General features: G+C 75.1%; 27 protein-coding genes. 12 read left to right on the top strand and 15 right to left on the bottom strand.

Features of this window, described 5'->3' with window-relative positions:
* Positions 1-180 precede the first annotated feature (180 nt).
* The 4 genes from ACQP6G_RS06980 (at position 181) to ACQP6G_RS06965 (ending at position 2,851) form a co-directional block, all read left to right on the top strand.
* A complete protein-coding gene (locus ACQP6G_RS06980) occupies positions 181-657 on the top strand; it encodes an FHA domain-containing protein (protein WP_429763518.1) in 477 nt (158 codons plus the stop codon).
* The gene (gene ftsR, locus ACQP6G_RS06975) at positions 654-1,397 is read left to right on the top strand and encodes a transcriptional regulator FtsR (protein WP_429763517.1); all 744 of its coding nucleotides are present in this window, start codon (positions 654-656) and stop codon (positions 1,395-1,397) included. The genes ACQP6G_RS06980 and ftsR overlap by 4 nt, the downstream gene beginning before the upstream one ends.
* 117 nt (positions 1,398-1,514) lie before the next feature.
* Positions 1,515-2,048, top strand: coding sequence for a bifunctional nuclease family protein (locus ACQP6G_RS06970; protein WP_429763792.1), 534 nt, complete (start codon positions 1,515-1,517; stop codon positions 2,046-2,048).
* Positions 2,049-2,263: 215 nt separating this feature from the next.
* Positions 2,264-2,851, top strand: coding sequence for a MerR family transcriptional regulator (locus tag ACQP6G_RS06965; RefSeq protein ID WP_429763516.1), 588 nt, complete (start codon positions 2,264-2,266; stop codon positions 2,849-2,851).
* A 37-nt stretch (positions 2,852-2,888) separates the two neighbouring features.
* On the opposite strand, the gene ACQP6G_RS06960 is transcribed toward ACQP6G_RS06965, so the two are convergent.
* The 3 genes from ACQP6G_RS06960 to ACQP6G_RS06950 form a co-directional block, all read right to left on the bottom strand.
* Positions 2,889-4,166, bottom strand: a complete 1,278-nt coding sequence (locus ACQP6G_RS06960) for a phospholipase D-like domain-containing protein (protein ID WP_429763515.1) — start codon at positions 4,164-4,166, stop codon at positions 2,889-2,891.
* A 14-nt stretch (positions 4,167-4,180) separates the two neighbouring features.
* Positions 4,181-5,341 carry a tyrosine-type recombinase/integrase gene (locus ACQP6G_RS06955; RefSeq protein WP_429763514.1) on the bottom strand — a complete coding sequence of 387 codons (1,161 nt, stop codon included), beginning with the start codon at positions 5,339-5,341 and terminating at the stop codon, positions 4,181-4,183.
* A gap of 248 nt (positions 5,342-5,589) precedes the next feature.
* On the bottom strand, positions 5,590-6,147 hold the full coding sequence (locus ACQP6G_RS06950) for a methylated-DNA--[protein]-cysteine S-methyltransferase (RefSeq protein WP_429763513.1): 558 nt from the start codon (positions 6,145-6,147) through the stop codon (positions 5,590-5,592).
* Positions 6,148-7,375: 1,228 nt separating this feature from the next.
* Between ACQP6G_RS06950 and ACQP6G_RS06945 the strand changes: the two genes are divergently transcribed.
* On the top strand, positions 7,376-9,205 hold the full coding sequence (locus ACQP6G_RS06945) for a glycoside hydrolase family 3 protein (protein ID WP_429763512.1): 1,830 nt from the start codon (positions 7,376-7,378) through the stop codon (positions 9,203-9,205).
* A 66-nt stretch (positions 9,206-9,271) separates the two neighbouring features.
* Here ACQP6G_RS06945 and ACQP6G_RS06940 read toward each other — a convergent pair whose 3' ends face one another.
* From ACQP6G_RS06940 to ACQP6G_RS06930, 3 genes are read right to left on the bottom strand one after another with little or no spacing between them, the layout of a single operon-like run.
* Complete coding sequence (locus ACQP6G_RS06940) at positions 9,272-10,066, bottom strand: SDR family NAD(P)-dependent oxidoreductase (protein WP_429763511.1); 795 nt, start codon at positions 10,064-10,066, stop codon at positions 9,272-9,274.
* 57 nt (positions 10,067-10,123) lie between these two features.
* Entirely contained in the window at positions 10,124-10,924 is an 801-nt protein-coding gene (locus ACQP6G_RS06935; protein ID WP_429763510.1) for a hypothetical protein, read from the bottom strand.
* Between the two features lie 52 nt (positions 10,925-10,976).
* Positions 10,977-12,026 (bottom strand): nitronate monooxygenase, encoded by a 1,050-nt coding sequence (locus tag ACQP6G_RS06930; RefSeq protein WP_429763509.1) that lies wholly within the window; start codon positions 12,024-12,026, stop codon positions 10,977-10,979.
* A gap of 143 nt (positions 12,027-12,169) precedes the next feature.
* Between ACQP6G_RS06930 and ACQP6G_RS06925 the strand changes: the two genes are divergently transcribed.
* The 3 genes from ACQP6G_RS06925 to ACQP6G_RS06915 are packed head-to-tail and all read left to right on the top strand — an operon-like array spanning position 12,170 to position 14,112.
* Complete coding sequence (locus tag ACQP6G_RS06925) at positions 12,170-12,802, top strand: AAA family ATPase (RefSeq protein WP_429763508.1); 633 nt, start codon at positions 12,170-12,172, stop codon at positions 12,800-12,802.
* Positions 12,803-12,812: 10 nt separating this feature from the next.
* Positions 12,813-13,265 (top strand): pyridoxamine 5'-phosphate oxidase family protein, encoded by a 453-nt coding sequence (locus ACQP6G_RS06920; RefSeq protein ID WP_429763507.1) that lies wholly within the window; start codon positions 12,813-12,815, stop codon positions 13,263-13,265.
* A 37-nt stretch (positions 13,266-13,302) separates the two neighbouring features.
* Positions 13,303-14,112, top strand: coding sequence for an acyl-CoA thioester hydrolase/BAAT C-terminal domain-containing protein (locus ACQP6G_RS06915; RefSeq protein WP_429763506.1), 810 nt, complete (start codon positions 13,303-13,305; stop codon positions 14,110-14,112).
* Between the two features lie 43 nt (positions 14,113-14,155).
* On the opposite strand, the gene ACQP6G_RS06910 is transcribed toward ACQP6G_RS06915, so the two are convergent.
* A complete protein-coding gene (locus tag ACQP6G_RS06910; RefSeq protein ID WP_429763505.1) occupies positions 14,156-15,175 on the bottom strand; it encodes an LLM class flavin-dependent oxidoreductase in 1,020 nt (339 codons plus the stop codon).
* 113 nt (positions 15,176-15,288) lie between these two features.
* Here ACQP6G_RS06910 and ACQP6G_RS06905 point away from each other — a divergent pair, with 113 nt between their 5' ends.
* On the top strand, positions 15,289-16,128 hold the full coding sequence (locus ACQP6G_RS06905; protein ID WP_429763503.1) for an alpha/beta fold hydrolase: 840 nt from the start codon (positions 15,289-15,291) through the stop codon (positions 16,126-16,128).
* A 41-nt stretch (positions 16,129-16,169) separates the two neighbouring features.
* Here the strand turns inward: ACQP6G_RS06905 and ACQP6G_RS06900 are convergent, their stop codons facing one another.
* A complete protein-coding gene (locus ACQP6G_RS06900; protein WP_429763502.1) occupies positions 16,170-16,319 on the bottom strand; it encodes a hypothetical protein in 150 nt (49 codons plus the stop codon).
* Positions 16,320-16,448: 129 nt separating this feature from the next.
* On the opposite strand from ACQP6G_RS06900, the gene ACQP6G_RS06895 reads away from it, so the two are divergent.
* A complete protein-coding gene (locus ACQP6G_RS06895; protein WP_429763501.1) occupies positions 16,449-16,964 on the top strand; it encodes a GNAT family N-acetyltransferase in 516 nt (171 codons plus the stop codon).
* A 9-nt stretch (positions 16,965-16,973) separates the two neighbouring features.
* A complete protein-coding gene (locus ACQP6G_RS06890; protein ID WP_429763499.1) occupies positions 16,974-17,897 on the top strand; it encodes an alpha/beta fold hydrolase in 924 nt (307 codons plus the stop codon).
* A gap of 33 nt (positions 17,898-17,930) precedes the next feature.
* Here the strand turns inward: ACQP6G_RS06890 and ACQP6G_RS06885 are convergent, their stop codons facing one another.
* Complete coding sequence (locus tag ACQP6G_RS06885) at positions 17,931-18,542, bottom strand: Lrp/AsnC family transcriptional regulator (RefSeq protein ID WP_429763498.1); 612 nt, start codon at positions 18,540-18,542, stop codon at positions 17,931-17,933.
* 157 nt (positions 18,543-18,699) lie between these two features.
* On the opposite strand from ACQP6G_RS06885, the gene ald reads away from it, so the two are divergent.
* The gene (gene ald / locus ACQP6G_RS06880) at positions 18,700-19,812 is read left to right on the top strand and encodes an alanine dehydrogenase (protein WP_429763496.1); all 1,113 of its coding nucleotides are present in this window, start codon (positions 18,700-18,702) and stop codon (positions 19,810-19,812) included.
* A 39-nt stretch (positions 19,813-19,851) separates the two neighbouring features.
* Here ald and ACQP6G_RS06875 read toward each other — a convergent pair whose 3' ends face one another.
* From ACQP6G_RS06875 to ACQP6G_RS06850, 6 genes are all read right to left on the bottom strand, one after another.
* Positions 19,852-20,781, bottom strand: coding sequence for an alpha/beta fold hydrolase (locus ACQP6G_RS06875; protein ID WP_429763495.1), 930 nt, complete (start codon positions 20,779-20,781; stop codon positions 19,852-19,854).
* A gap of 9 nt (positions 20,782-20,790) precedes the next feature.
* Complete coding sequence (locus ACQP6G_RS06870) at positions 20,791-21,783, bottom strand: ribonuclease Z (RefSeq protein ID WP_429763494.1); 993 nt, start codon at positions 21,781-21,783, stop codon at positions 20,791-20,793.
* A 10-nt stretch (positions 21,784-21,793) separates the two neighbouring features.
* Positions 21,794-22,060, bottom strand: coding sequence for a hypothetical protein (locus ACQP6G_RS06865; protein ID WP_429763493.1), 267 nt, complete (start codon positions 22,058-22,060; stop codon positions 21,794-21,796).
* A 58-nt stretch (positions 22,061-22,118) separates the two neighbouring features.
* On the bottom strand, positions 22,119-23,141 hold the full coding sequence (galE, locus tag ACQP6G_RS06860) for a UDP-glucose 4-epimerase GalE (protein ID WP_429763492.1): 1,023 nt from the start codon (positions 23,139-23,141) through the stop codon (positions 22,119-22,121).
* Positions 23,142-23,220: 79 nt separating this feature from the next.
* A complete protein-coding gene (locus ACQP6G_RS06855) occupies positions 23,221-23,871 on the bottom strand; it encodes an FMN reductase (RefSeq protein WP_429763491.1) in 651 nt (216 codons plus the stop codon).
* Positions 23,868-25,052 (bottom strand): LLM class flavin-dependent oxidoreductase, encoded by a 1,185-nt coding sequence (locus ACQP6G_RS06850; RefSeq protein WP_429763489.1) that lies wholly within the window; start codon positions 25,050-25,052, stop codon positions 23,868-23,870. The genes ACQP6G_RS06855 and ACQP6G_RS06850 overlap by 4 nt, the downstream gene beginning before the upstream one ends.
* Positions 25,053-25,295 lie beyond the last annotated feature (243 nt).

Raw genomic sequence — 25,295 nt, 5'->3', positions numbered from 1 at the left:
CCGACGTGCGGTCGGGCGTGCCCTCCGGAGGTGGGCGGGCTTCCCGCCCGTGCCCCGGTCGGGGTAGGTTTGTCGGACGACGGCGCACGTCGGACGCACAGTCGGCCTTCCGGGGGCACCGGCCCTCGGGCCGGCCGGCAGCGTCGCCCGACCCACCGGCCCGACCTCACAGGAGGACTGATGACGGACCCCCGCTCTCTTCCGCCGCACCAAGCGGCCGCGGACACCACCGCGCACCTGGGGCGCGTGGGCGCGCCCGCGGAGGAGCAGGCGTTCCGGATCCCGCTCACCGCCGAGGAGGCCGCCGCCGTCGCGGCACTGCCGCGGCACTCGGCGCTCCTGGTGGTGCAGTACGGCTCCGGAGCGGTCGGGGAGCGTTTCCTGCTGGACTCCGACCGCGCGGTCACCGGCCGCAGCGAGCAGGCCGACATCTTCCTCGACGACGTGACGGTGTCGCGCAAGCACGCGGAGTTCGCCCGCGAGGGCGACCGCTTCGTCGTCCGGGACATCGGCTCGCTTAACGGCACGTACGTCAACCGGGAGCGCATCGACGCGGCGCCGCTGACCACGGGCGACGAGGTGCAGATCGGCAAGTTCCGCATGTCGTTCCACGCCAGCCCGCAGGCGCCGCGGGACCCGCAGGCGCCCGCGTCGTGACGGCGGCGCAGGCCGCGCAGGGCGAGGAGCCCGGCGGTGCGCCGGAACCCTGGCCGCGGGGGATCTCGCGCCAGGCGACGATGCGGATCTCCGACGTGCTCGCCCAGCTGGGCCCGGAGTTCCCGTCCGTCTCGCACTCCAAGCTGCGGTTCCTCGAGGACCAGGGACTGATCGACCCGGTGCGCACCCCGTCGGGCTACCGGCAGTACAGCCCCGCCGACGTCGAGCGCCTGCGGTTCGTGCTGACGGAGCAGCGGGACTCGTACCTGCCGCTGAAGGTCATCAAGGAGCGTCTCGCCGAGATGGACGCGGGGGAGCCCGCGCCCGGCCCGGCCCCCCGGCTCGCCGACGCGGGTGCCGCGACAGAGGTCGCCCGGCGGCGGTGGACGGTGGAGTCCGTCGCCGAGGCGACCGGCACGACGCCCCGTTTCGTGCAGGAGCTGGTGTCCGCGGGCGTGCTGCAGGCCCGGGCCGGCAGCCGGCTGGACGACGGCGCCCCCGACGTGGTGCGGATCGCGGCCCGGCTCGCGGAGCACGGCATCGAGCCGCGGCACCTGCGGTCGTTGCGCGCGTCGGCGGACCGGCACGTGGGCCTGGTCGACCAGCTGGTGGCGCCCTACCGCAGCCAGCAGACCCCGTCCGCACGCGCCCAGGGTGCGGAGCTGGCGGCCGAGGTGGGCGAGCTGCTCGCCCGCCTGCACTCGACATGGGTGCGCCAGGGGTCGAGCGACCTCGTCTGACCGGCCCGTCGGGGTCGCGGGCTGCGCCGTCGCGATCCGGCTCGCCCCCGGGCGACGTGCGGCACCGTGCGGACGTACCGTGGATCGGTGGAACCCGACGACGCGAGCGACGCCCCGATGGTCCCGGTGGAGGTCCTCGGGGTGCGGCAGCAGCAGCACGACCAGGAGATCGTCGTGCTGCTCCTGGACGCCGCCGCGAACCTCGCCGTCCCCATCGTCATCGGGGCGCGCGAGGCGTCGGCCATCGCGATGGCGCAGGCCGGGCTCGTGACCCCGCGCCCGATGACGCACGACCTGCTGCGGGACCTCCTCGGCGCGGTGGGCGTCGAGCTCGAGCGGGTCGAGATCGTCGCGCTCGACGGCGGGGTGTTCTTCGCCGAGCTCGTCCTGTCGAACGGCACCCGCCTCGACTCGCGCGCGTCGGACGCCATCGCCCTGGCGGTGCGGACGGGGAGCCCGGTGCTCTGCTCCGCCGAGGTGGTCGCCGTCGCCGGCGTCGAGGTGGTGGACGTCGAGCAGCAGCGCGAGGTGGAGAAGTTCCGCGACTTCCTGGACCACGCGACCGCGGCGGACTTCACGGCGCCCGGGGGACCGCACGAGCCGGGCACCCCACCGAACGGTGGGGAACGGCCTGACGACGCGCCCCCCTGACGTCGCCACGCCCGGACCGACCCTCGACCTCAGGTTGACGGTCGGACTCGGTTACCGTAGGAGCCGAACCCTCAAGTCGTGATCGACAGTTGAGGGACGGGCGCAGGCCCCGGCGCGGGGCGCACGGCAGCGCGACACGCGGTCCCGCTCGGCGCCGACGTCGTTGACGACCCCCCAGGGGCGTCCTAGCGTGGAGTCGAACACCAGGAGGCACAGTGAACAGCAGCGGTGAGGCAAGCGTCCCCACGGGTGCTTCGGTGCCGCACGGCGCCCAGGGGCTCCTCTTCGGCGAGGACCTCACGGAGCAGGACGCCGCGACCGGGTATCGCGGCACCACGGCGTGCCGGGTCGCCGGGATCACCTACCGCCAGCTCGACTACTGGGCCCGCACCGGGCTCGTGGAGCCGTCCATCCGGCCCGCGACCGGCTCGGGCACGCACCGTCTGTACAGCTTCCGCGACATCCTCGTGCTCAAGGTGGTCAAGCGACTCCTCGACACCGGGGTCTCGCTGCACCAGATCCGCAGCGCCGTCACGCACCTGCGCGAGCGCGGCGTCGAGGACCTGGCGCAGATCACGCTCATGAGCGACGGCGCGTCCGTCTACGAGTGCACGTCGCCCGACGAGGTCGTGGACCTCGTCCAGGGCGGCCAGGGCGTGTTCGGCATCGCCGTGGGCCGCGTGTGGCGCGACATCGAGGGCACCCTGTCCGAGATGCCGACCGAGTCCCTCGAGGACGAGGAGCCCGCCGCGCACGAGGGCGACGAGCTCGCCGCCCGGCGCCGCGCACGCACCGCGGGCTGACAGCGTCAGCGTCCGCCAGCCGCCCCCCTCAGCGGGATCAGAGGAAGGGGCGCAGCGGTGACATGAGCCGCTCGGCGACCTTCGAGAGCGGGTGCCGGCGCTGCCACTCCGCGAGGGTCAGCTCCCGCGAGTTCGACTGGTCCATGCGGAACGCGTCCTCGAGCTGCCCCGCGAGACCGTCGTCCACGACCTCGAGGTTGATCTCGTAGTTGCCCGTGAGGCTCAGCCGGTCGATGTTCGCGGTGCCGACCGTGGTCCAGCGCCCGTCGATCGTCGCGGTCTTCGCGTGGATCATCGCCCCCTGGTAGAGGAGGATCCGCACGCCGCCGCGCAGCAGCGTCGAGTAGTGGCCGCGGGCGAGCCAGTCGGCCACCACGTGGTTCGACCGTTCCGGCACGAGGACGCGCACGTCGACCCCGCGCGCCGCGGCCGCGAGCAGCCCCGCCTGGATGTCCTCGTCGGGGATGAAGTACGCCTGGGTGATGTACACGTGCGAGCAGGCGCGGTCGATCGCGTCGAGGTAGATGCCCCGGATGGGGAAGACGAGCTCCGAGGGCGCGTTGCGCGCCGCCCGCAGCTCGGGCAGCCACAGCGAGGAACCGACGTCCTGCAGGACCGGCAGGCGCGGCCCGCGCCACCGGTTCCAGAAGTCGACGAACGCGTTCCGCAGCTCCCACGCCGACGGGCCCGTGAGGCGCAGGTGCGTGTCGCGCCACTGCGTCGCGTAGAGGGAGCCGATGTTGTACCCGCCGACGAACGCGGTCTCGTCGTCGACGACGAGGATCTTGCGGTGGTCGCGGCCAGAGCGCCGCACGTCGAGCATCAGCAGCCCGGGCCGCATCGCAGGGAAGCGCAGCACGTGCACGCCGGGCAGGTCGTAGAAGCGCCGGGAGATCACGAGGTTCGCGAAGCCGTCGTAGACGACGTAGACCGCGACGCCGCGGGCCGCCGCCTCCACCAGCGCCTGCTTGAACTGGCGGCCGACCTCGTCGTCCTTCCAGATGTACGTCTCCAGGAAGATCTCCCGCTGCGCGCCGCGGATCGCCTCGAGCATCGCGTCGTAGAGGTCCGCGCCGTACGTGTAGAGCGTCGCGCTGGTGTCCTCGATCTCGGTCGACGACGGCGGGGCCGTGGGGAACGGCTCGTCGAGCGGGTACTGGTGGCGGCGGAACCGCTCCAGCCCCATCACCGTGGCCGCGGCCGCCACCGGGACCGCCGCGGCGAGCACCGCGCCGCGGGTCGCGTACCGGCGCAGGGCAGGCCAGTCGATCTGGACGCGGACGGGCTTGCGGAGGCGGCGGAAGCGAGGCGGCACGAGGCTCACCGTAGTCACGGGGCGTCGGCGCCGCGCGCCGAACTGTCGGGTACGTCGGTGATGTCACCCGCCGCCGCGGCGGTCGGTGCCTCTGCCGCGGTCGACGCGGGTGCGGCGAGGCCGGCCGAGAGCGGGTGCGACCGGATAGCCGCGGCGAGCTCGCCCTCGATCCGGTCGAGGTACACGCCGGTGGTGGCGATGGACCGGTGCCCGAGCAGCTCCGCGACGACCTTGACGTCCCAGCCCTCGGCCACCAGGAGGGTGGCCGTGGTGTGCCGCAGCGCGTGCGGCGTCGCGGGCCGGCGGTAGGGGGCGGGCATCCGCTCGACGGCGCGCGCGAGCAGGGCCCGCACCGTCTGCGTGTCGACGCGACGGCCGCGCCAGGTCAGCAGCAGGGCGCGCTGCGCGTCCGGGTCGTCGGCCCGTCGGGCCGCGAGCCGGGGCCGCAGCTCGTGCAGGTATTCCTCGAGCGCCGCGGCCAGGGGCGCGGAGAGCGCGACCGTCCGGATCGACCCGCCCTTGCCGACGATCCGCCACCGCGTCTCCTCGGGCTCGCGCGTGAAGTCCGCGACGTCCGCGCGGGCCAGCTCCGACACCCGCGGGCCGAGCACGAGGAGCAGCGCGACGACCAGGCGGTCGCGCAGCGCCAGCGCCTGGTCCGACCGCGCGGCGCGCGTCCCGGTCCCTGCCGCGGTCGCGGGCCGGTCGGGCACCGCTGACGCCTGCAGCAGGGCGCCCGCCGCCGACGCCGACAGCGCCGTCCGTTCCACCCGCAGGCGGTCGCGGGAGCGGGCGGGCGGCGCCGCCCACTGCATCGGGTCCGCCTGGACCCAGCACTGCCGGGCCGCGTGCGCGAAGAAGCGGCTCACCGACTGCCGGAACCGGTTGACCGTGGCGACCGAACGTCCGGGGGCACCCTTACGGCCCGGGTCGCTGTACCGGCCGTCGGGGCTGGCCTGGTAGCGCACGAGCGCGTCGTCGACGTCCTCGCCGGTCACGTCGTCGAGCACGCGGTCGTCGCCGACCAGGGCGGCGAACTCGCGCACGTCGCGCTCGTAGCTGCGTGCCGTGGCGGGCGAGAGGATCCCGCGCACGCTCTCCACCTGCACCGACGCGAGGTAACGGTCGGCGGCCGCGGCCACCGTGAGGCGGTTCAGACGGGGAGGGGCGACCACGGGACCAGGCTAGGCGGGCGCACCGACACGACCGTCGCACGGCGCCGAGCAGGGCCGCGAGCGCCGTGGGTCCCCGGGCAGGACGTCGCCGCGCCAGGCGACGTGCTGGTCCTGGCGTGCGACGCCGTACCGGGCGGCGGTGACCCAGTCCTCCACCCGGCGTCGTGCTGACCGGAGCGGCCCGGCCGCGACGAGTGTGTACCACGGGCCCAGCCGGCTCTCCTGGGCGTCGCGGGGGAGCGGCGGGCTCAGACGTCGAAGAGGGTGGGGTGCTCGAGGTGCACCCCCTCGGCCTCGAGCATGCGCAGCTTGGTGCGCCGCCCACCGCGCGCGGAGAACCCGCCGACCTGGCGGCCCGCGGCGAGCACGCGGTGGCACGGCACGATCGGCGGGAACGGGTTGCGCCCGAGGGCCTGGCCGACCGCCTGCGCCGCGCCGGGGGTGCCGAGCCGTGCCGCCACCTCGCCGTAGGTGAGGGTGTCGCCTGCCGGGATGGTGCGCACCACCTCGTACACGCGGCGGTCGAAGTCCGGGACGGCGGCGAGGTCGAGGTCGACGTCGGTCAGGTCGCCGGCGCCCGTCCCGAGCAGGCAGGCGACCTCGGCCACGACGCCGGCGATCGCGGGGTCCGGGTCGCTCTCGCGGGCGGCCGGGTACCACCGCGTGACGGCGGCGCGGGTGTTCTGCGCCGAGCCGTGGGGGAGTGCGGTGCCCACGACGGTGCCCGGCGCGCGCCACACGAGGGCGCAGTGCCCGATCGCGGTGGGGAAGACGCAGAAGGCGAGCCCGCCGGGGGGAGTGGCCATGTCGCTCACCGTAGTCACGCCGTCCGACACGACACCGGCGGGGAGCGGGAGGGCGATCCTGCGGGGGTGCGGGCAGCCGATGCCGTGATCCGCGCGAGACCACTGTGTTGTGTCATACACAATGGTTTGAGGTGTATGTCCGAATCATCCTACCGCGCACCATGGTGGATGGCGAGAGCCTTGCCGTCCGGTCGTCGTGAGCCCCGAGCGCACAAGGTCGGTGCGGCGCACCGTCTCGACGCCGCGGCGCGCCGCCGCCCGGGGGATCGGAGAGCGTTCGAGGACGAGGGGATCTCGTACGGCGTCGCCGGTGCGTATCGGACGCGCCGGACGAACGATCCGGACGGACGCGTCAGGAAGACTCTGTACGCGCCGACGACGTCGTCGATGTCGGCGTGCGACGTCGTCCATGCCGGCGAGCCGCCGGACCCGCGCCGTGCATCGCGGCGATGTCGTCATCGCGGTCGTCGCCGCGCGCCCTGCGTGCACCCGTGGCGCGAGCTGCTCGTGCAGCGGTGGTGGACCGCACGCAGACCTGCGGTGACGGGTGTCATGCGAGCCTTGTCCCACCGCCGCGAGGGAGGAGGTCCGGGCGGCTTCTTCTCGCGTAATGACATAATGTGCATTATCGGTTGACTGCATCGGGGCCTACGGACCCCGCTCGATCCCCAGAAACCGGCCCGGGACGGCGGCACCTCGACCGCGATGCGGGCGTCGGGACGCCGGCCGCTGTCGCGACTGTTCGGCGACTGAGGTCCAGACGTCCTGCGCGGGTTCGACGAGGATCGCCGCCGGCCTGATGAGCTTCGTTGCGGGACGGTCACCGTGACGCTCCAGCTGCGGCCGTCGTCGGCGTCAATGTCGCGAGGCTGGTCGTCAGGCCGCTCGGTACCCAGGCCACCGCCGATCCCCATGGCGGCCACGCCCCTCGTCGGTGCCTGATGCCCGGCTCTCATCGCGCCCCCTGACCCGCGTGCGACAGCCGCGTCGGCCCCCGGAGTGACTCCCCCACGAGGCGTCGTCGCAGGGCCTCTCCCCTGCCGTGCGGCCGTCGACTCCGCCTGCAGATCGGTGTGTGTTCCATATGAAAGTTCCTTCACCGCGCAGAGCAGACCGCGGCAACTCTTGACGCAGACCGGGGTCGGTCCTAGCGTCCAGCACAGGCGCACCTGGACAACGACGTCCAGCGGTCCCGCACCGTCGCGCCGTCCCCACCGAGGAGGACCTCGTGAAGGATCCACAAGAACGGCGCCTGGTGCGCGCCACGGCGGCGGTCGCGGGCGCGGGCCTGCTGCTCGCCGTCATGGCTCCCGCCCAGGCGGACACGACCGACACACCGGCGGGCACGTCGAGCGTCGACGTCGGCGCGATGGTCGACGCGATGACGCTCGATCAGAAGATCGGCCAGATGACGTGGACCCACGTCTACGGCTCGTCCGCCCACGACACCTCGATGGCGGCGAGCAACCGGGCCCGCTACGGCGTGGACACGCCGGCGCAGGTCGTCCAGAAGTACGACCTCGGCGGCGTGCTCTACTTCGCCTGGTCGGGCAACACGGCCAACCCGCAGCAGGTCAACGGCCTGTCGAACGGGCTCCAGGAGGCCGCAATGGACGACGGCGGACCCGGTGTCCCGCTGGCCGTCACGATCGACCAGGAGGGCGGGCTTGTGGCCCGCGTCGGGCCGCCGGCCACGGCGCTGCCCGGCAACATGGCCCTCGGCGCCACCTTCGACGCCGGGCTCGCCCGGGCGCAGGGCGACGTCCTCGGGTCCGAGCTGAAGGCGATGGGTGTCAACGTCGACTTCGCGCCGGTGCTCGACCTCAACACCAACCCGGACAACCCGGTCATCGGGATCCGCTCGATGGGCGCGGACCCCGACGCCGTGAGCAAGCTCGGCGTCGCGCAGATCGAGGGGATCCAGCGGCACATCGCGGCCACCGCGAAACACTTCCCCGGCCACGGCGACACCGAGACGGACTCGCACTTCGGCCTGCCCGAGGTCACCTACGACCGCGCCACCCTGAAGAAGCACCTGCAGCCGTTCCAGGCCGCGATCGACGCGGGGATCGACATGATCATGACGGCGCACATCGTCGTCGACGCGATCGACCCCGACCTGCCCGGCACCCTCTCCCCCAAGGTGCTCACCGGCCTGCTGCGGGAGGAGATGGGCTTCGACGGCATCATCACGACCGACGCGCTCGACATGGAGGCCATGACCGACAACTGGTCCCAGGAGGAGATGTCGGTCATGGCTATCCAGGCCGGCTCCGACATCCTGCTCAACTCCCCCGACGTCGACGCGTCGATCGCCGGGGTGAAGCAGGCCGTCGCGGACGGGACGATCACGGAGGCACGGCTCGACGAGTCCGTCACCCGCATCCTCGAGTGGAAGGCGGAGCGCGGCATCCTCGCCGACGCGTACGCCGACCCGGCCGAGGTCGGGACGGTCGTGGGGTCCGCGGACCACCTGGCCACGGCCGCGACCATCGCGGACCGGTCCATCACCATGGTGCGCAACGAGGACCGCCCGCTGCCGCTCCGCCCGGGCGAGGACTCGCTGCTGGTGGTGGGTGCCGGCGCGGCGTGGCCGGAGCGGCTCGCGCCGATGCTCGCCGACCGCGGGTTCGACGTCACGACGGAGCTCGAGAACGGCACCTCGCCGTCCGCTGCCTACCGGGCGCGGGCCGTGGCGGCCGCAGCGGGCGTCGACGCGGTCGTGTTCACGTCGTACAACGCGAGCGGCAACACGGCGCAGCAGGCGATGGTGGACGCGCTGGCGGCGACGGGCACGCCGGTGGTCGTGGTCGCGGCGCGCAACCCGTACGACGTCAACGTCTTCCCGACGGCCGACGCGGTGCTGAACAGCTACGGGTACGGCGTGGTCAACTACGCGGCGGTCGTGCGCGCGATCGCGGGCGACATCAACACGCTGGGCAAGCTGCCGGTGGCGGTGCCGACGGCGGACGGCGACGAGGTGCTGCTGTCGCTCCGGTTCGGGCACCGGTACCCGGGATGGCCGCACGTACCGGGGTCGGGCAAGCCGGGACGCTGAGGTGCTGAGCGCTCGCCGGTCGCCTCCTGCAGAGGCGATCGGCGGGCGCGGCCCAGCACGCTCGTCTCAGCGCTCTCCCCCGCCCCCGAGGGACTCGAAGCGTGCGAGCGGGCCGGCGAGGACGCCGCCGTCGACGGGCAGCGTGACACCGGTGATCCAGGCGGCGTCGTCGGAGCCGAGGAACGCGATGGCGGCAGCGACGTCCTCGGGCTCGCCGATCCGGCCGAGGGGGTAGAGCGCCGCGAGCCGGTCGGGGTCGGAGCGCTGGTCCCACGAGCGGGTGCGGACGGTCCCGGGCGCGACGACGTTGATCCGCACCCCCCTGCTCCCGAGCCGCACCGCGAGGTTCTGCGCGAGGGACACGAGCCCCGCCTTCGCGGCCGAGTAGTCCTCGTCCCCGAAGGCCTGCAGACCGTTGACGGAACCGACCAGCACGACCGATCCCCCCCGCGGCAGGTGCGGGGCCGCGGCCCGGACGCAGCGCGCCGGTCCGGCGAGGTTGAGGTCGACGCCGGCGGCCCAGGTGGCGTCGTCCATACCGTCCAGGAGGCCCGGGTGCACGCCCGTGCCGCCCGCCACGCCGACGAGCACGTCGAGGCGGTCGTGCCGGTCGAGCGTCGCGGCCACGGCGGCCTCCACCGACGCGGTGTCGGTGATGTCGCACGCGACGGCCGAGGCGGGCGGCCCGCCGGCGGGGAGGCCGTCCGCGGTCCGCTGCGCGGCGTCCGCGTCGAGATCGGCGACCACGACGGTGGCACCCTCCGCGTGCAGGCGTCGCACCGCGGCCGCGCCGATCCCGTGCGCGCCGCCGGTGACCAGCGCCACGCGGCCGTCGAAGCGTCCTGCCGAAGGTCCTGTCACGTCCGTCCTCCTCGTCGAGCCTGTGGTCGTCCCGGTCGCCGCCGCGTCAGAGCCGCGTCAGAGCGTGAGCCGGTAGTAGTTCTCCTCGCCGTACCGCTCGAACCCCGCCCGGCGCAGGAGCCGGGCGGAGGTGCTGACCCGGCCCTTGACGAGGGCGAGCGACGCGCCCGCGGCGGCCGAGAGGCGCAGTCGTTCCTCGAGCACGGCTCGGTAGGCGCCGCGGCCGCGACGGTCGGGCACGGTGCCCGCGCCCCACATCCGGGCGACGGTGCCCAGCTCGGGTCGGGGCGCCGGCGCCAGCGTGACCCCGGCGGACGCCACCGGCTCGCCGTCCTGGTAGGCCACGACACGGATCTCGCTGCTGTCGTCGGACAGCAGCGTTTGCGCGGCGGCGGCGAGCCGGTCGTCGTCCATGGGCTGCTGGTCCCACACCGCGGTGTCGACGCGGTCGGCGTCGCGCAGCCCGTCCACGTCGGTCACGCGTCGCACGACGAGGCGCCCGTCGCGTTCCGGCGGCTCGCGGAGCCCCTGGTCGAGGGCGCGTGCGAGCACGTCCACGGTGTCCTCGAGCAGGGCGCCGCGGGAGAGCAGCAGGTCGGTGAGGTCGGGGGTGCTGCTGGCCGAGACCCAGACGCCGAGGGTGTCGCTGCCCCAGGCGCGCGCTCGCTCGACGGCGTCGCGCAGGACGCCCTCCGGCGCGCGGGCGGACGCGAGCCCGGTGAGCACGACGCGGCCCTGCGCCCAGGCGGGCCACCGGGTGAGGGTGACGTCGGTGACGACACAGTCCGCGTCGGGCGGCACCCACGACCACTCGGCGGCGGCGCGCAGCACGGTCGGCGGGTCCCAGGCGTCGCTCATGACGGCAACCTAGCGAACCGGCGTGCGGCCGCGGCGGTGCCGCGCGCGGGCGTCACAGGTCGGCGGCGAGGGCGCGGACGACGTCGGCCGCGGGCCCGGTGGCGGCGCTGCGGTGGCCGGTCCCGGCCCACAGGTGCAACCGGTCGGCGTCCCCGGCGGCGGCCGCGCGTCGGCGCAGCTCGCGGGTGAGGTGGTGCACCTGCGGGTAGGCGACCGGGGCGTGCGCGTCGTGCCGGTCGAGGAAGCCGTTGCGCAGCGCCCGGGCGGGACGTCCCGTGAAGGCGCGCGTGACCGCCGTCGTCGTGAACCGGCGGTCGCCGAGGGCGTCCCGATGGGTCCGGGAGGTGCCGGCCTCGTCGGTGCGCAGCAGCAGCGTCCCGACGGCGACGGCCTGCGCCCCGGCCCACAGCAGCCGGGCGACGGCCGCGGGTCCGTCCACTCCCCCGGCGGCGACGACCGGGAGGCGCGAGCGCGCGACGACCGCGGCGACGGCGTCGTCGGTCGTGCCGTCGACGACGGTGCGGCCCGGGTCCCACGTGCCGCTGTGCCCGCCCGCGCGGGGCCCCTGGACCACGAGACCGTCGGCTCCGAGCGCCTCCGCGGCCGCGGCCTCCTGCGGCGTCGTGACCGTGACCAGGACGACGGACCCGGCGGCGCGCAGCGCCGCGACGTCGGCCGCCGGCGGGGGCCCGAACGTGCACGACACCACGGGCACGGGGTCGCGACGCAGCAGGTCGACCTTCGCCGCCCATCCGTCGTCGTCGATGGCCGGAACGGCGGCCAGCGCGGCGTCGAGGTCGACGCCGCGCGCCGCGGCGTCCGGCGCGATCCGTCGCGCGTAGGCCGCGAGCGCCGCGGGGTCGGGCGCGGGCGTGGTGGCGGGGACGAAGAGGTTGACGCCGAAGGGGTGTGCCCGCTGGTGGGCACGGTGGACCAGATCGGCGAGGGCGTCAGGTTCCTGGTAGCCCCCGGCGAGGAAGGCGAAGGCTCCGGCGTCGGTCGTGGCGGCGAGGAGGTCGAGCGTGGTGGCCCCGCCGGCCATGGGCGCGGCGGCGAGGGGCAGGTCGGTGCCGAGGAGCGTGGTGCGGGCCGTGTCTCGCATGTCTCGCATCGTCTCGCATCGTGCCACCGGCGGGCGCGGTCGTCGCGAGCCGGTCTCATCTGACGCTCATGCGGGCCTGGCACGCTGGGCGCCCCGCCGGACGGCGGTACGGGGATCGGTACGGAGAGGGGTGGGTGCGCCGCATGACGACGGTGGTACGCGAGCGCTCGGCGGTGCGGCCGGCGGGCGTGGCGACGTTCGTGCTGGTGGGCGGTGTGCCGGGGGCCGGCAAGAGCACGGCGCTCGCGCGGGTGGCGGGGTGCCGTTCCGGGGTGCGGGTGCTGGACAGCGAGGCGGCGCGTCGTGACCTGCGGGGGCGGGTGCCGCGCGGGGTGCCGTACGCGGTGTACCGGCCGGTGGTGCACGTGCGGCACCTGGCGGGGGTGGTGCGAGCGGTGCTGGGTGGCCCGCGGGACGGCGCGGGGGTGCTGGTGGTGCACGACCCGGCGACGTCACGGGTGCGGCGGTGGTGGTGGGCGTGCCTGGCGCGTCGGGCGGGGTGGCGTCCGGTGCTGGTGATGGTGGACGTGGGGCGCGGCGAGGCGTTGTCGGGGCAGGAGGCGCGGGGGCGGGTGGTGCGGGGACGGGCGTTCGCGCGGCACTGGCGGCGGTGGGCAGCGCAGCGTGCGGGCCTGGTGGCGGCGTCGCGCGGGTCGAGGGAGTGCACGGCCGACGGGTGGTCGCAGGTGCGCGTGGTGGGCCGGGGTGAGGCCGTGTCGGTGCTGGTGGGGCTGGTGGACGCGGCCTCGCCGGTCGGGGTGCGCGGTGCCCGCTAGGGTCGCGGTCATGACGTCGTCTGGGCTGTCGGGTGGTGCGCTGGAGCGGGTGGTCGCGCAGGTGCGTGCGGTGGGCGACGGCGTGGTGTCGTCGCTGGGCCCGGGCGGCGCCCCGCAGGCCGCGTACCTGACGCTGGCGGTCACGGAGCGGGGCGAGCTGGTCTTCGACGCGCGGGAGGGGTCGCGCAAGGTGGCCAACCTGCGCCGCGACCCGCGGGTGGCGGTGGTGGTGGGCGGCCCGGGCGGGACGACCCTGCAGGTCGAGGGCGTGGCGGACGTCCCGGACGGCGCGGACCGGGAGCGGTGCGCGGAGGCCTACCGGTCGGCGTTCCCGCACTTCGCGGCCTCGTTGGACGACCCGGGGATCGTGGTGGTGCGAGTGGTGGTGCGGTGGGCGCGCTGGGGCGACCACCGCACGTCTCCCCCGGTGGTCGTGGAGCTCGTGGGCGGTGGGCGTGCCTGAGCCGCCCCGGGTCGTGCGGTGGGTGGACCCTGAGGGGGTGCGGGTCCTGCCTCGGCGTCCGGTGGGGACGGGGGCGTTGGTGCTCGCCGGGTCGAGCGGCCGGGTCGACGAGGGTCGGGCACGCCTGCTGGCCGGACGCGGGGTGCTCGCGGAGTCGGTGCGATGGTTCGGTGGCCCCGGTCAGCCTGCGGGGCCGTGGGACGTCCCCGTGGAGACGTTCGTGCGCCGCGTCGAGGCGCTCGCGGCGGAGTGCGACCGCGTGGTGCTGGTGGGGACGCCGTTCGGGGCCGAGGCCGCGCCCGTCACGGGGGCGCTGGCCGCGGGGACGGGCGTGCCGGTGGACGCCGTGGTGGCCTTCGCACCGTCGGACGTGGTGTGGGCGGGGGTGGCACCGGGTGGTCGGGAGACGTCGCACTGGACATGGGGCGGGCGGCCGCTCCCGTTCGTCCCGTTCGTGCCGGGGTGGGCTCCGGTCGACGACCCGCCGGCGTTCCGTGACCTGTACCTGCGGTCGCGGGAGGCGGACGCGGCCCGCACGACGGCGGCAGGTATCGCGGTCGAGCGGATCGCGGAGGTGGTCCTCGTGGCGGGCGGGGACGACCAGGTGTGGCCCGCGGTGCGGCACGCGGAGGAGATCGTCCGGCGCCGGGAGGCGCACGGGCTGGCGACGACCCTGGTGACGGACCCGGAGGCCGGCCACCGCGCGACGCTGCCCGGGGAGCCGCGGGTGTCGGCGGGCATGGCGATGCGTCGTGGCGGCAGCGAGGCCGCCGACCGCCGTCTGGGCGAGGCGGCGTGGGCGGCGCTGTGCCGGGCGCTGCGCCTGCCGGACGACGCCGCCCCGTGACGTCCCTCGTGACGTCCCTCGTGCCGGCAGGCGGTGAGTGCGCTCAGCGCCAGCCGAGGGCCGGCGCGACGTGCCGGACGACGTTCTCGACGAGGTGCGCGTTGTACTCGACGCCGAGCTGGTTGGGCACGGTGAGCAGGAGGGTGTCGGCCGCGGCGACGGCCTCGTCCTCGGCGAGGTCGGCGACGACGTCGTCGACCTCGCCGGCGTAGGTCTTGCCGAAGCGGGCGCGGACGCCCTCGAGGACGCCGACCTGGTCGGTGCTGGCGGTCTCCAGGCCGAAGTAGGCGCGGTCGCGGTCGTCGGTGATCGGGAAGATGCTGCGCGACACGGACACGCGCGGCTCCCACCCGTGGCCGGCGTCCGCCCAGGCGTCGCGGAAGCGCTGGATCTGCTCCGCCTGCAGGCGGTGGAACGGGACGCCCGTGTCCTCGGACAGGAGGGTGGAGCTCATGAGGTTCATGCCCTGCGCGGCGGTCCACTCCGCGGTGGCGCGGGTGCCGGCGCCCCACCAGATGCGCTCGCGCAGGCCCTCGGAGTGGGGCTCGACGCGCAGCAGCCCGGGCGGGTTGGGGAACATGGGGCGCGGGTTCGGCTCGGCGAAGCCGTCGCCGTCGAGCACCTCGAGGAAGCGGGCGGTGTGCCGGCGGGCCATGTCGGCGTCGGACTCCCCCGCCCGCGGCTCGTGCCCGAAGTGGCGGAACCCGTCGATCACCTGCTCGGGCGACCCGCGGCTGATGCCGAGCTGCAGGCGGCCGCCGGCGATGAGGTCCGCGGCGCCGGCGTCCTCCGCGAGGTAGAGGGGGTTCTCGTAGCGCATGTCGATGACGGCGGTGCCGATCTCGATGCGGCTCGTGCGCGCGCCGACGGCGGCGAGCAGCGGGAACGGGGACGCGAGCTGGCGCGCGAAGTGGTGCACGCGGAAGTACGCACCGTCGGCGCCGAGCTCCTCCGCCGCGACGGCGAGGTCGATCGACTGCAGCAGGGCGTCGGACGCCGAGCGGGTGGCGGACTGCGGGTGCGGCGTCCAGTGGCCGAAGGACAGAAACCCGAGGTGCTTCACCTGCTCAGTCAAGCCCACGCGGCGAGGTCACGCGCGGTCGACCGGCAGGGGGGTCGGTCGGGGTCCCGGACCACCCGGGGTGGAGCAGGGCGACCGCCTGCAAGAATGGCCCCGTGAACGACACCGTCGGGGACTCCCCGCGCCCGCTGCCGTCCCTGGCCCACGACGTCGCCGGCGACGCTGGCGCCCCCGCCGTCGTCCTCCTGCACGCCGGGGTGGCCGACCGCCGCATGTGGGACGCCGTCGCCCCCGCCCTGGCGCACCGGTTCCGCGTGGTGCGGCCCGACCTGCGCGGCTACGGCGACTCCCCGCTGCCCACCGGCGGCGGCCCGTACACGAACGCGGGCGACGTCGCCGCGCTGCTCGACCAGCTCGGAGTCGCCGACGCCGCCGTCGTCGGGTCCTCGTTCGGCGGGAAGGTCGCGCTCGAGCTCACGACCGCGCACCCCGAGCGGGTGCGGGAGCTCGTGCTGCTGTGCCCCGCCGCCCCCGGCGTGCCCGACACGGAGACGTCCGACGCGTTCGACGCCGAGGAGGCCCGCCTCCTGGCCGCCGGCGACGTCGACGGCGCGGTGCGGCTCAACGTCACGACGTGGCTCGGCCCGGACGCCGACGACACCGCCGCGCAGGCGCTCGCCGTCATGCAGCGCCGCGCGTTCGAGGTGCAGCTCGCCGCCGACGCGGCCGCGAGCGCCGCCGGACTGCCCGAGCCCGGCCCGGAGGGCGTCGAGGTGGACCTCGCCGGCATCCGCGTGCCGACGTTCGTCGTCGAGGGGGCGCACGACATGGACGCGCTGCGGGCGTGCGCGCAGCACGTGGCGGCGTCGGTGCCGGGGGCCGAGCTGTCCCTGCTGGCGTGGGCGGGTCACCTGCCGGTGCTGGAGCGGCCCGACGCGATCCTGGCGCTGCTGCTGGACGTGCTGCGCGACGACCCCACCGTGCACACGCCCTGACCCGGGGCCGACCGTGCCCGGCGCGGGTCGCCCGGCCTAGGTCAGGCGGCGAGCAGCCACAGCACGTGCCCGAGCGCCCCGAACAGGGCGAGCGCGCCGAGGTCGCTGCCGATGCCGACGACCTTGGCCATCACGGATCCGCGCAGGAAGTCGGTGCCGAGCGCGCTGACGAACAGCGCGACCAGCAGCACGCCCGCGTGGAGCCGACCTCGTCCGGCCCCGCGCGGGCGCGGGTCCTCGAAGTGCTGGACACGAGCCGTCGAACGAGTGGCTCGGGTGCGTGACACGTGCGCGAAACACCGGGGCGCGAGGATGCCGGGGTGATCATCGCCCCGGAGTCCCCGGCCGCCGCCGACGTGCGCGCCCTGCTGGCCGAGCACCTCGCCGACATGTACGCCACGTCGCCCGCCGAGTCGGTGCACGCCCTCGACCTCACGGCGCTGCTCGCCCCGGCCGTGACCTTCCTGACGGCGCGCGACGACGACGGGACGCTGCTCGGCTGCGGCGCCCTCAGCGAGCTGCGGCCCACCACCGTGGCGTCCGCCGGGCAGGGCGAGGTGAAGTCGATGCGCACGGCGGGCCCCGCGCGCGGACGCGGCGTGGCGGGCGCCGTCCTGGACCGGCTGGTCGCCCTGGCCCGCGAGCGCCGGTACGCCTCCGTGAGCCTGGAGACGGGGCCGCAGGAGTACTTCGCGGCCGCGCGGCGCCTGTACGCGCGGCACGGGTTCGTGCCCTGCGGCCCGTTCGGCTCGTACTCCCCCGACCCGTGCAGCGTGTTCCGCACCCTCGACCTGACGGACGACCGCACGGACGCGGCTGTCGGCCCGGCCGCCTAGCCTCGCGGGATGACCGACACCCCGGCCCGGGACGCGCCGGAGACGGCGCCCCTGCTGGACCGGCGGTTCGCCTGGCGGGGCCGCGAGGTCGCGTGGACGGCGTTCGGCTCCGGCCCGCCGCTGGTGTTCTGCCACGGCACGCCGTGGTCGTCGTGGCTGTGGGAGCCGTACGCACGCGCCCTGGCCGGCGGGTTCACCGTGCACCTGTGGGACATGCCGGGCTACGGGGCGTCGTCGAAGGACCCCGCGCACGACGTCGACCTCGGGACGCAGGGCGAGCTGTTCGCCGACCTGCTGGAGCACTGGCGGCCCGCCTGGGCCACGACCGGACCCACCGGACCCACCGGGCCCGACGGCGAGGGCGACGGCGGCACGCCGCCGCTGCCGCACGTCGTCGCGCACGACTTCGGGGGCGCGGTGAGCCTGCGCGCCGCGGTCCTGCACGGCGCCCGGTACGCGTCCCTGTGCCTCGTGGACGTGGTGGCGCTGCGCCCGTGGGGCTCGCCGTACTTCGCCCTGGTGCGCGAGCACGCCGACGTCTTCGCGGCCACGCCCGCGGCCGTGCACCGGGGCGCGCTGGAGGCGTACGTGCACACGGCCGCGCACCGGCCGCTGCGTGAGGAGCACCTGGCCGCGCTCGTCGCCCCGTGGACGGGCGAGGCAGGGCAGGCCGCGTTCTACCGGCAGATCGCCCAGGCCGACGAGCGGTACACCGCCGAGCTCGAGCCGCTGCTCGGCGACCTCGACGTCCCGGTGCGCGTGCTGTGGGGCGAGGAGGACGCGTGGATCCCGCCGGACCGCGCGCGGCGGCTGGCGGAGGCGCTCCCGGACGCCGACGTGCGGCTGCTCCCGGGCGCCGGGCACCTGGTGCAGCTCGACGCACCCGTCGCGCTCGCCGTCGAGCTGCAGCGCTGGTTGTCCGCGACCCGCTGACGGTCGGTACCGGCCAATACCAGTCAGTACCGCTCAGTACCAGCTCGCCCGCGCGTGCTGGAAGATGAGGTTGGTCTCGGTGAGCGCCACGTCCGGGTCGGTCGACAGGTGCTCGATGACGAACTCGTTCAGGGCGTCGGAGTCCGCCGCGGCCACGTGCACGAAGAAGTCGTGCGCCCCGCCCAGCAGGAAGACGTTCAGCACGCCGGGCAGCTCGGCGAGGCGCTGCAGGTAGCCGCTGAGGCGGGTGCGCGCCGCGCCGCGCATCTGCACCGCGATCATCGCCTGCAGGGGGTGCCCCGTCCGCGCCGGGTCGACGTCCGCGTGGAAGCCGCGGATCACGCCGCGCTCGCGCAGCTGCCGCACCCGCGTCAGGCAGGTGGACGGCGCGATCCCCGCTCGCGCCGCGAGCGCGTTGTTCGGCAGCCGCGCGTCGTCGGCGAGCGCCGCGAGGATCCGCTGGTCGACGTCGTCCAGCCGTGCGGGAGCGGGGCCTCGCCGTTCGAGCCCCCACGACGGGTCCGGCCGGGCGTCCGCGGGCCGGACCTCCTGCGTGCGGACGTCCTGCCCACGCCTCTCCCCGGATCGAACATCCTTCGCGCGGGGCTGACGTGGCACGGGCTGAGCCGGGCGTCGTGTCGACATCCTGGCAATCTACCGAAGGATGTGCGGATTCGTGGCGTAGTGCCGAATCGGCCCGTCAGACTGGGACGTGAGCGGGGTCACATGCCCCGCGCCACGCACCCGCCGTCCCCCGGCCACGAGTCGGGGCCGGCGCCGAGCCACGAAGGCGGACTCACCCATGCGCATCGGCGTCCCGAAGGAAGTCAAGAACCACGAGTACCGGGTGGCGATCACGCCGGCCGGCGTGCACGAGCTCGTCGCCCGCGGGCACGACGTCGCCGTGGAGGCGGGCGCCGGGGCGGGGTCCGCGATCACCGACGACGAGTACCGCGCCGCCGGGGCGGAGCTCGTCGCCGACGCGGACGAGGTGTGGGCCGGCGCCGAGACGGTGCTCAAGGTCAAGGAGCCGGTCGAGCAGGAGTACCACCGGCTGCGGCCGGGGCTGGTGCTGTTCACCTACCTGCACCTCGCGGCCGACAAGGCGCTCACCGAGGAGCTGCTGGCCCGCGACGTGACCGCCGTCGCGTACGAGACGGTGCAGACCCCCGACGGGCGGCTCCCGCTGCTGGCCCCCATGTCGGAGGTCGCGGGGCGGCTCGCGCCGCAGGTCGGGGCCGCCACCCTGCTGCGCGCCGCGGGCGGTCGCGGGGTCCTGCTCGGCGGGGTGCCCGGCGTGCCCGCCGGGCACGTGGTGGTCATCGGGGCGGGCGTCTCGGGCATGAACGCCGCCCGGATCGCCGTCGGGCTGGGCGCCCGCGTCACCCTCCTGGACACGAGCGCCGACGCGCTCAAGGCCGCCGACCGGGAGTTCGGCGGCCGCGTGCAGACCCTCGCCTCGAACCGGCTCACCCTCACCGAGGCGGTGCTCGAGGCCGACCTGGTGGTCGGGGCCGTCCTGGTCCCCGGCGCCAAGGCGCCCGTGCTGGTGGCGAACGACGTCGTGGCGCGCATGCGGCCGGGCGCCGTCCTCGTGGACATCGCGATCGACCAGGGCGGCTGCTTCGAGGACTCCCGCCCCACGACGCACGCCGACCCCACGTTCCCCGTGCACGACACGGTCTTCTACTGCGTGGCGAACATGCCCGGCGCCGTGCCCCGCACCTCCACGTACGCGCTGACGAACGTGACGCTGCCGTACGCCGTGGCGCTCGCGGACCACGGCTGGCGCGAGGCCCTGCGCCGCGACCCGGCGCTGGCCCGCGGCCTCAACGTGCACGACGGTCGCGTCACCAACGCGGGCGTGGCCGAGGCGCACTCCCTCGACCACGTGGACGTCGCCGCCGTCCTCTGACACGCGCAGGAGGGTCGGTCGCGCCGCGAGGCGGCACGCTCAGCGGGCGAGGGCGGCGATCGCCCGCTCGAGCGCAGCGACCGACTCCGGGCCGCCGTGGCCCTCGTCGAGGACGACCAGCTCGCTGCCGGGCCACGCGCGGTGCAGCTCCCAGGCGGTGCGGGCGGGGCTCGAGACGTCCCTGCGGCCGTGGACGAGGACGCCCGGGACGCCGTGGAGGCGGTCCATCCGCCCGAGGATCTCGTCGCCGCCGAAGCCCGAGTGCGACCAGTAGTGGGTGACGAGGGTGGCCAGCACGTCGCGGGACGGGGAGGTGTGCCAGCGCGGGTCCGACCGCCAGCCGGGCCCGAGGGAGACGTGCACGTCCTCCCAGCGACCCCAGGCCGCCGCGGCGCGCGCCCGCACGCGCGCATCGGGGTCGCGCAGCGCCCGGGCGTAGGCGTCCACGACGCGCTCGCCCGGCGCGCGGTCCACGGCCGCGGCGAAGACCTCCCACTCCTCCGGGAACACGCGCCCCATGTCCTCGGTGACCCACTCCACCTCCGACGTCGACGTGGTCACGACGGCGAACAGGGCCAGCCCCGTGACGCGCTCGGGGTACGCCTGCGCGTACGCCAGCGCCAGGGTGCTGCCCCAGGACGCGCCGGTCACCAGCCAGCGGTCGACGCCCAGGTGGCGGCGCAGGGCCTCGACGTCCTCGATCTGCGCGGCCGTCGTGTTCTCGTCCAGCAGGTCGAGGCGTTCGGTGACCAGCGGGCGGCTGCGGCCGCAGCCGCGCTGGTCGAACGTGATCGCCTGCTGCCGTGCCGGATCGATGCGGCGGCGGTGGCCGGTCCCGGCGCCGCTCCCGGGCCCGCCGTGCAGCCAGAGCACGGCCGGGCCGTCGGGGTCTCCCACGGCCTCGTAGTACAGCTCGTTCCCGTCCGCCACGCGCAGGCGCCCCGTACGGGGCGGGGGCTCAGGAGGCATCCCGCGAGCCTACCGAGGCCGGGTGCGCGGCGGCACGGGCACCCGGTCGAGGTCTGCCGCGACGGTGAGGCCGCCGTCGAACACCTCGCGTGCCTCGCGCTCGAACTCGTCGGGCAGCTCGTCGGGCACGCGGTAGCGCTGGGAGAAGTGCGTGAGCACGAGGTGGCGCACGCCGGCGCGCGCGGCGACGATCGCGGCCTGCCGGCACGTGAGGTGCGCCCACCGGGCGGCCAGCTCGGCGTCGCGGTGCAGGAACGTCGACTCGACGACGAGCAGGTCGACGCCGTCGGCGAGCTCGAGGACGGCGTCGCACAGGCGGGTGTCCATGACGAACGCGACCGACTGCCCGGGCCGCGCCACGGAGACGGCGTCGCGGCGCACGGTGCGGCCGTCGTCGAGGACGAGGACGCCGTCGCGCAGCAGCCGCCCCACCGCCGGGCCGGCGGGGACGCCCGCGGCCGCGAGCGCCGCCGGGTCCAGGGACACGCCGTCCGGCTCGTCGAGGCGGTAGCCGACGGCGTCGACGCGGTGGTCCAGCGGCCGCGCGGTGAGGACCGGCGCGCCGTTCGTGTCACTGCCGGCGCCGCGCTCGCCGTCCACGCGGGGCAGCGTCACCACGGGCGACGCCGCGACGGGGAAGGCCACGGGCTGCAGCGCGACCCGCTCGTGGTGGTCGTAGGCGCTGGCGTCGAGCAGGTGGCGCACCCAGGGCTCGCCGGAGGCGGGGAACGAGATCGGCACGGTGTGGCGCACCTGGTCCCCCGACAGGCGCTGCACGACGCCCGCGAGGCCGAGGGAGTGGTCGCCGTGCAGGTGGGTGATCGCGATGCGGGTGAGGTCGGTGGCGGACACCCCCGCGAGCGTCATCTGTCGCTGCGTGCCCTCCCCCGGGTCGAACAGGATCGCCGCGTCGTCGAAGAACAGCACGTACCCGTTGTGGTTGCGGGTGCGCGTGGGCACCATGCTCGCGGTGCCGAGCACGACGAGCTCGCGTCGTGACACGCCGCCGCGCTCAGCGGCCGAGCGCGCGCCCGACGACGCGCACCAGCCCCGTGGTCACGTGCTGCACGGGGTGCCACAGGTCGCGGTCGAACACCGCCGTGCGGGTGGCGGGGCCGCGGCGCAGCCGCCCCGCGAGGCGGCTCGTGGCGGGCGCCGGCGCGGAGGGCGCGGGCCTCAGGGACGGCAGGCCGGCGAGCACGGACGGCCGGTAGCGGGCGCCCGGGTCCCACCGCGGGTGGGGGCGCTGCCTCGCGTCGTCGGGGGTCGGGGCCTGCATGAGGTCATCGTGGCGCGGCGGCGTGGCCGCCGCAAGGCCGGGGACTTCCCCGGGACGCTCAGGCGCCGGGGTAGCCCTGCGGGTTCTCGGACTGCCAGCGCCAGGTGTCCGCGCACATGTCGTCGATCGTCTTGACGGCGCGCCAGCCGAGCTCGGTCTGCGCGCGCGTGGGGTCGGCCCAGAAAGCCGCGAGGTCGCCCGCGCGGCGCGGCCCGACCTCGTAGGGCAGCTCGCGGCCCACGGCCCGCTCGAACGCGCGCAGCATCTGCAGCACGGACGTGCCGGTGCCCGTGCCGAGGTTGAAGGCGCGCACGGGCTCGGCCATCGCGTCCAGGTGGTTCAGCGCGGCCACGTGCCCGGCGGCGAGGTCCTCGACGTGCAGGTAGTCGCGCTCGCACGTGCCGTCCGCGGTCGGGTAGTCGTCGCCGAACACCACGAGCTTGTCCCGCTTGCCGACGGCAACCTGCGCCAGGAACGGCATGAGGTTGTTCGGGATCCCCTGCGGGTCCTCCCCGATCCGGCCCGACGGGTGCGCGCCCACCGGGTTGAAGTAGCGCAGCAAGGCGACCTTGAGCCCGCCGACCGCGACCGCCGCGTCGGCCGCGATGCGCTCGATCATCACCTTCGTCTGCCCGTACGGGGACGACGACGACAGGTACTCGTAGTCCTCGCGGTAGGGCACGGGCGCCTTCTCCCCGTACACGGTGGCCGAGGAGGAGAACACCAGGCGCGGCACGTCGTGGCGGCGCATCGCCTCCAGCAGCGACAGCGTCGAGTCGAGGTTGTTGCGGTAGTACTCCAGCGGCTTGGCCACCGACTCGCCCACGGCCTTGAAGCCGGCGAAGTGCACGACGGCGTCGAACCTCTCGTGCGCGAACAGCCGGTCGGTCTTCTCCGCGTCGGTGAGGTCGATCGCGTGCACCGGCACGTGCGCCCCGGACAGGGACTCCAGACGGCCCATCACCGTGGGCTTGCTGTTGGAGAAGTCGTCCACCACGACGACGTCGTGCCCGGAGGCGACGAGGGACAGGACGGTGTGGGAGCCGATGTACCCGGCGCCGCCGGAGACGAGAACGCGCATGGGCCCAGCCTAGGGCGTGGTCACGCCGTCCTTCGACGGCGTCCGCACCCCGGGCCGGGCCCGCGCGCGCCGGGTCGTGTCAGCTGCCGCCGAGGAGCTCCGTGAAGCTCGGCGTCGCGGCGAACGGGTCGACCGGGCCGTCGTTCTCGCGGCGCGCCACCCGCTGCGCCAGGTCGCGCCCGGCGCGGGCGATCCGCCTCGGCAGGCCGGCGCCCGGGTCGTCGGCGCTCGCGGCCCAGTCGTCGGTGGCGGCGAACACGCTGGTCGGCACGACGTCGGCGCGCAGGTACGTGAACAGCGGCCGCATCGTGTACTCCAGCGCCAGGGAGTGGCGGGCGGTGCCGCCGGTCGCCCCGAGCAGGACCGGCATGCCGGTCACCGAGTCGGGGTCGACGACGTCCCAGAACGACTTGAACAGCCCCGAGTAGCTCGTCGTGAACACGGGCGAGACCGCGATGAGCCCGTCCGCGCCCGTCACGGTCTCCAGCGCCCGGGCCAGGTCGCCGGTCGGGAACCGGGTGAGCATCGCGTCGACGACGGCGTGCGCGAGGTCGCGCAGCTCGATCGTCTCCACCCGCACGGTGTGGCCGGCGTCCTCCAGCTCCCGCACGGTGGCGTCCGCGAGCCGGTCGGCCAGCAGGCGCGTCGACGACGGCTGGGACAGTCCCGCCGACACGACGGCGAGGGTGCGGGTGGGGTGGATGCCCGAGGGCCCCGAGGACATGGTCATGCGCGTGCCTCCTGCGATGCGGCGGGCTGGGTGCCCTCGGCAACGGTACCGGTGTACGGGTCGGCGGTGTCGCCGACGTGGGTGGCGCCCGCCTCGCCCGCGGCCCGGGCGGCGGCGACGCGCTCGGCGTGCGTCGGCGGGTTCAGCGGGACGTCGTCCGCGGGGCGCTTGGCCTCGACGATCTTGCGCAGCTCGGGCACGACCTCCTCGCCGAGCAGGTCGATCTGCTCGAGCACGGACTTCAGCGGCAGGCCCGCGTGGTCCACGAGGAACAGCTGGCGCTGGTAGTAGCCCACCTCGTCGACGAACGACGCGTACCGGTCGATGACCTGCTGCGGCGAGCCGACCGTCAGCGGCGTCTCGCGCGTGAAGTCCTCCATCGACGGGCCGTGCCCGTACACGGGCGCCTCGTCGAAGTAGGGCCGGAACTCGTTCCACGCGTCCTGCGACCGCTTGCGCATGAACACCTGGCCGCCGAGGCCGACGATCGCCTGGTCCGCGCGCCCGTGACCGTAGTGCTCGAAGCGCTGCCGGTAGAACCGCACCATCTGCCGGGTGTGGTGCATGGGCCAGAAGATGTTGTTGTGCAGGAAGCCGTCGCCGTAGAACGCGGCCTGCTCGGCGATCTCGGGGCTGCGGATGGAGCCGTGCCACACGAACGGCGGCACGCCGTCCAGCGGGCGCGGCGTGGACGTGAAGCCCTGCAGCGCGGTGCGGAACTTGCCCTCCCAGTCCACGACGTCCTCGGTCCACAGCCGGCGCAGCAGCGCGTAGTTCTCGATCGCGAGCGGGATGCCCTGGCGGATGTCCTGCCCGAACCACGGGTACACGGGGCCGGTGTTGCCGCGGCCCATCATGAGGTCCATGCGCCCGTCGGAGATGACCTGGAGCATCGCGTACTCCTCGGCGAGGCGCACCGGGTCGTTGGTCGTGATGAGCGTGGTCGCCGTCGACAGGGTGATGTGCTTCGTGACGCCGGCCAGGTAGCCCAGCATCGTCGTGGGGGACGACGCCACGAACGGCGGGTTGTGGTGCTCGCCCGTGGCGAAGACGTCCAGGCCCGCCTCGTCGGCGTGCCGCGCGATGGTGAGCATGTTGCGCACCCGCTCGGTGTCGTCCGGGGTGTGGCCCGTCGTGGGGTCGGTGGTGACGTCGCTGACGGAGAAGATTCCGAACTGCACGGCTGCGCTCCCTGTTCGTGGTCTCTTGCTGCTGGGCTCTGACGTGAGGCCCAGGTTCATGCGTTTGCATGTACATGGCGGTGAACCGTGCACCACTCCCGGTTGTTCCCGGTTGTTCCCGGCTGTTCCCGGCCCTCACGCGGGCCGGCGGGTGACGTCGCGCACAAAGGGTGCCCGCAGGGCGGTCTCGAGTTGCGCACGGCGCGCCGACTGGCCAGCCTGGGTGCAACCGTCACGTCCCGC

The organism is Isoptericola nanjingensis, assembly GCF_050311635.1.
Lineage (GTDB): Bacteria > Actinomycetota > Actinomycetes > Actinomycetales > Cellulomonadaceae > Isoptericola > Isoptericola nanjingensis.
Note: the sequence above shows the minus strand (reverse complement) of the source record. Positions and strands in the feature narration are given on the sequence as shown.

What these genes read in the sequence shown, in the direction of transcription:
- ald (WP_429763496.1), top strand. Translation starts at nt 18,700, where the DNA reads ATGCGCATCGGCGTCCCGAAGGAAGTCAAGAACCACGAGTACCGGGTG.
- galE (WP_429763492.1), bottom strand. Translation starts at nt 23,141, where the DNA reads ATGCGCGTTCTCGTCTCCGGCGGCGCCGGGTACATCGGCTCCCACACC.
- ACQP6G_RS06885 (WP_429763498.1), bottom strand. Translation starts at nt 18,542, where the DNA reads ATGTCGACACGACGCCCGGCTCAGCCCGTGCCACGTCAGCCCCGCGCG.
- ACQP6G_RS06865 (WP_429763493.1), bottom strand. Translation starts at nt 22,060, where the DNA reads ATGCAGGCCCCGACCCCCGACGACGCGAGGCAGCGCCCCCACCCGCGG.
- ACQP6G_RS06970 (WP_429763792.1), top strand. Translation starts at nt 1,515, where the DNA reads ATGGTCCCGGTGGAGGTCCTCGGGGTGCGGCAGCAGCAGCACGACCAG.
- ACQP6G_RS06920 (WP_429763507.1), top strand. Translation starts at nt 12,813, where the DNA reads ATGACGTCGTCTGGGCTGTCGGGTGGTGCGCTGGAGCGGGTGGTCGCG.
- ACQP6G_RS06875 (WP_429763495.1), bottom strand. Translation starts at nt 20,781, where the DNA reads ATGCCTCCTGAGCCCCCGCCCCGTACGGGGCGCCTGCGCGTGGCGGAC.
- ACQP6G_RS06925 (WP_429763508.1), top strand. Translation starts at nt 12,170, where the DNA reads ATGACGACGGTGGTACGCGAGCGCTCGGCGGTGCGGCCGGCGGGCGTG.
- ACQP6G_RS06935 (WP_429763510.1), bottom strand. Translation starts at nt 10,924, where the DNA reads ATGAGCGACGCCTGGGACCCGCCGACCGTGCTGCGCGCCGCCGCCGAG.
- ACQP6G_RS06890 (WP_429763499.1), top strand. Translation starts at nt 16,974, where the DNA reads ATGACCGACACCCCGGCCCGGGACGCGCCGGAGACGGCGCCCCTGCTG.
- ACQP6G_RS06980 (WP_429763518.1), top strand. Translation starts at nt 181, where the DNA reads ATGACGGACCCCCGCTCTCTTCCGCCGCACCAAGCGGCCGCGGACACC.
- ACQP6G_RS06950 (WP_429763513.1), bottom strand. Translation starts at nt 6,147, where the DNA reads ATGGCCACTCCCCCCGGCGGGCTCGCCTTCTGCGTCTTCCCCACCGCG.
- ACQP6G_RS06855 (WP_429763491.1), bottom strand. Translation starts at nt 23,871, where the DNA reads ATGACCATGTCCTCGGGGCCCTCGGGCATCCACCCCACCCGCACCCTC.
- ACQP6G_RS06930 (WP_429763509.1), bottom strand. Translation starts at nt 12,026, where the DNA reads ATGCGAGACACGGCCCGCACCACGCTCCTCGGCACCGACCTGCCCCTC.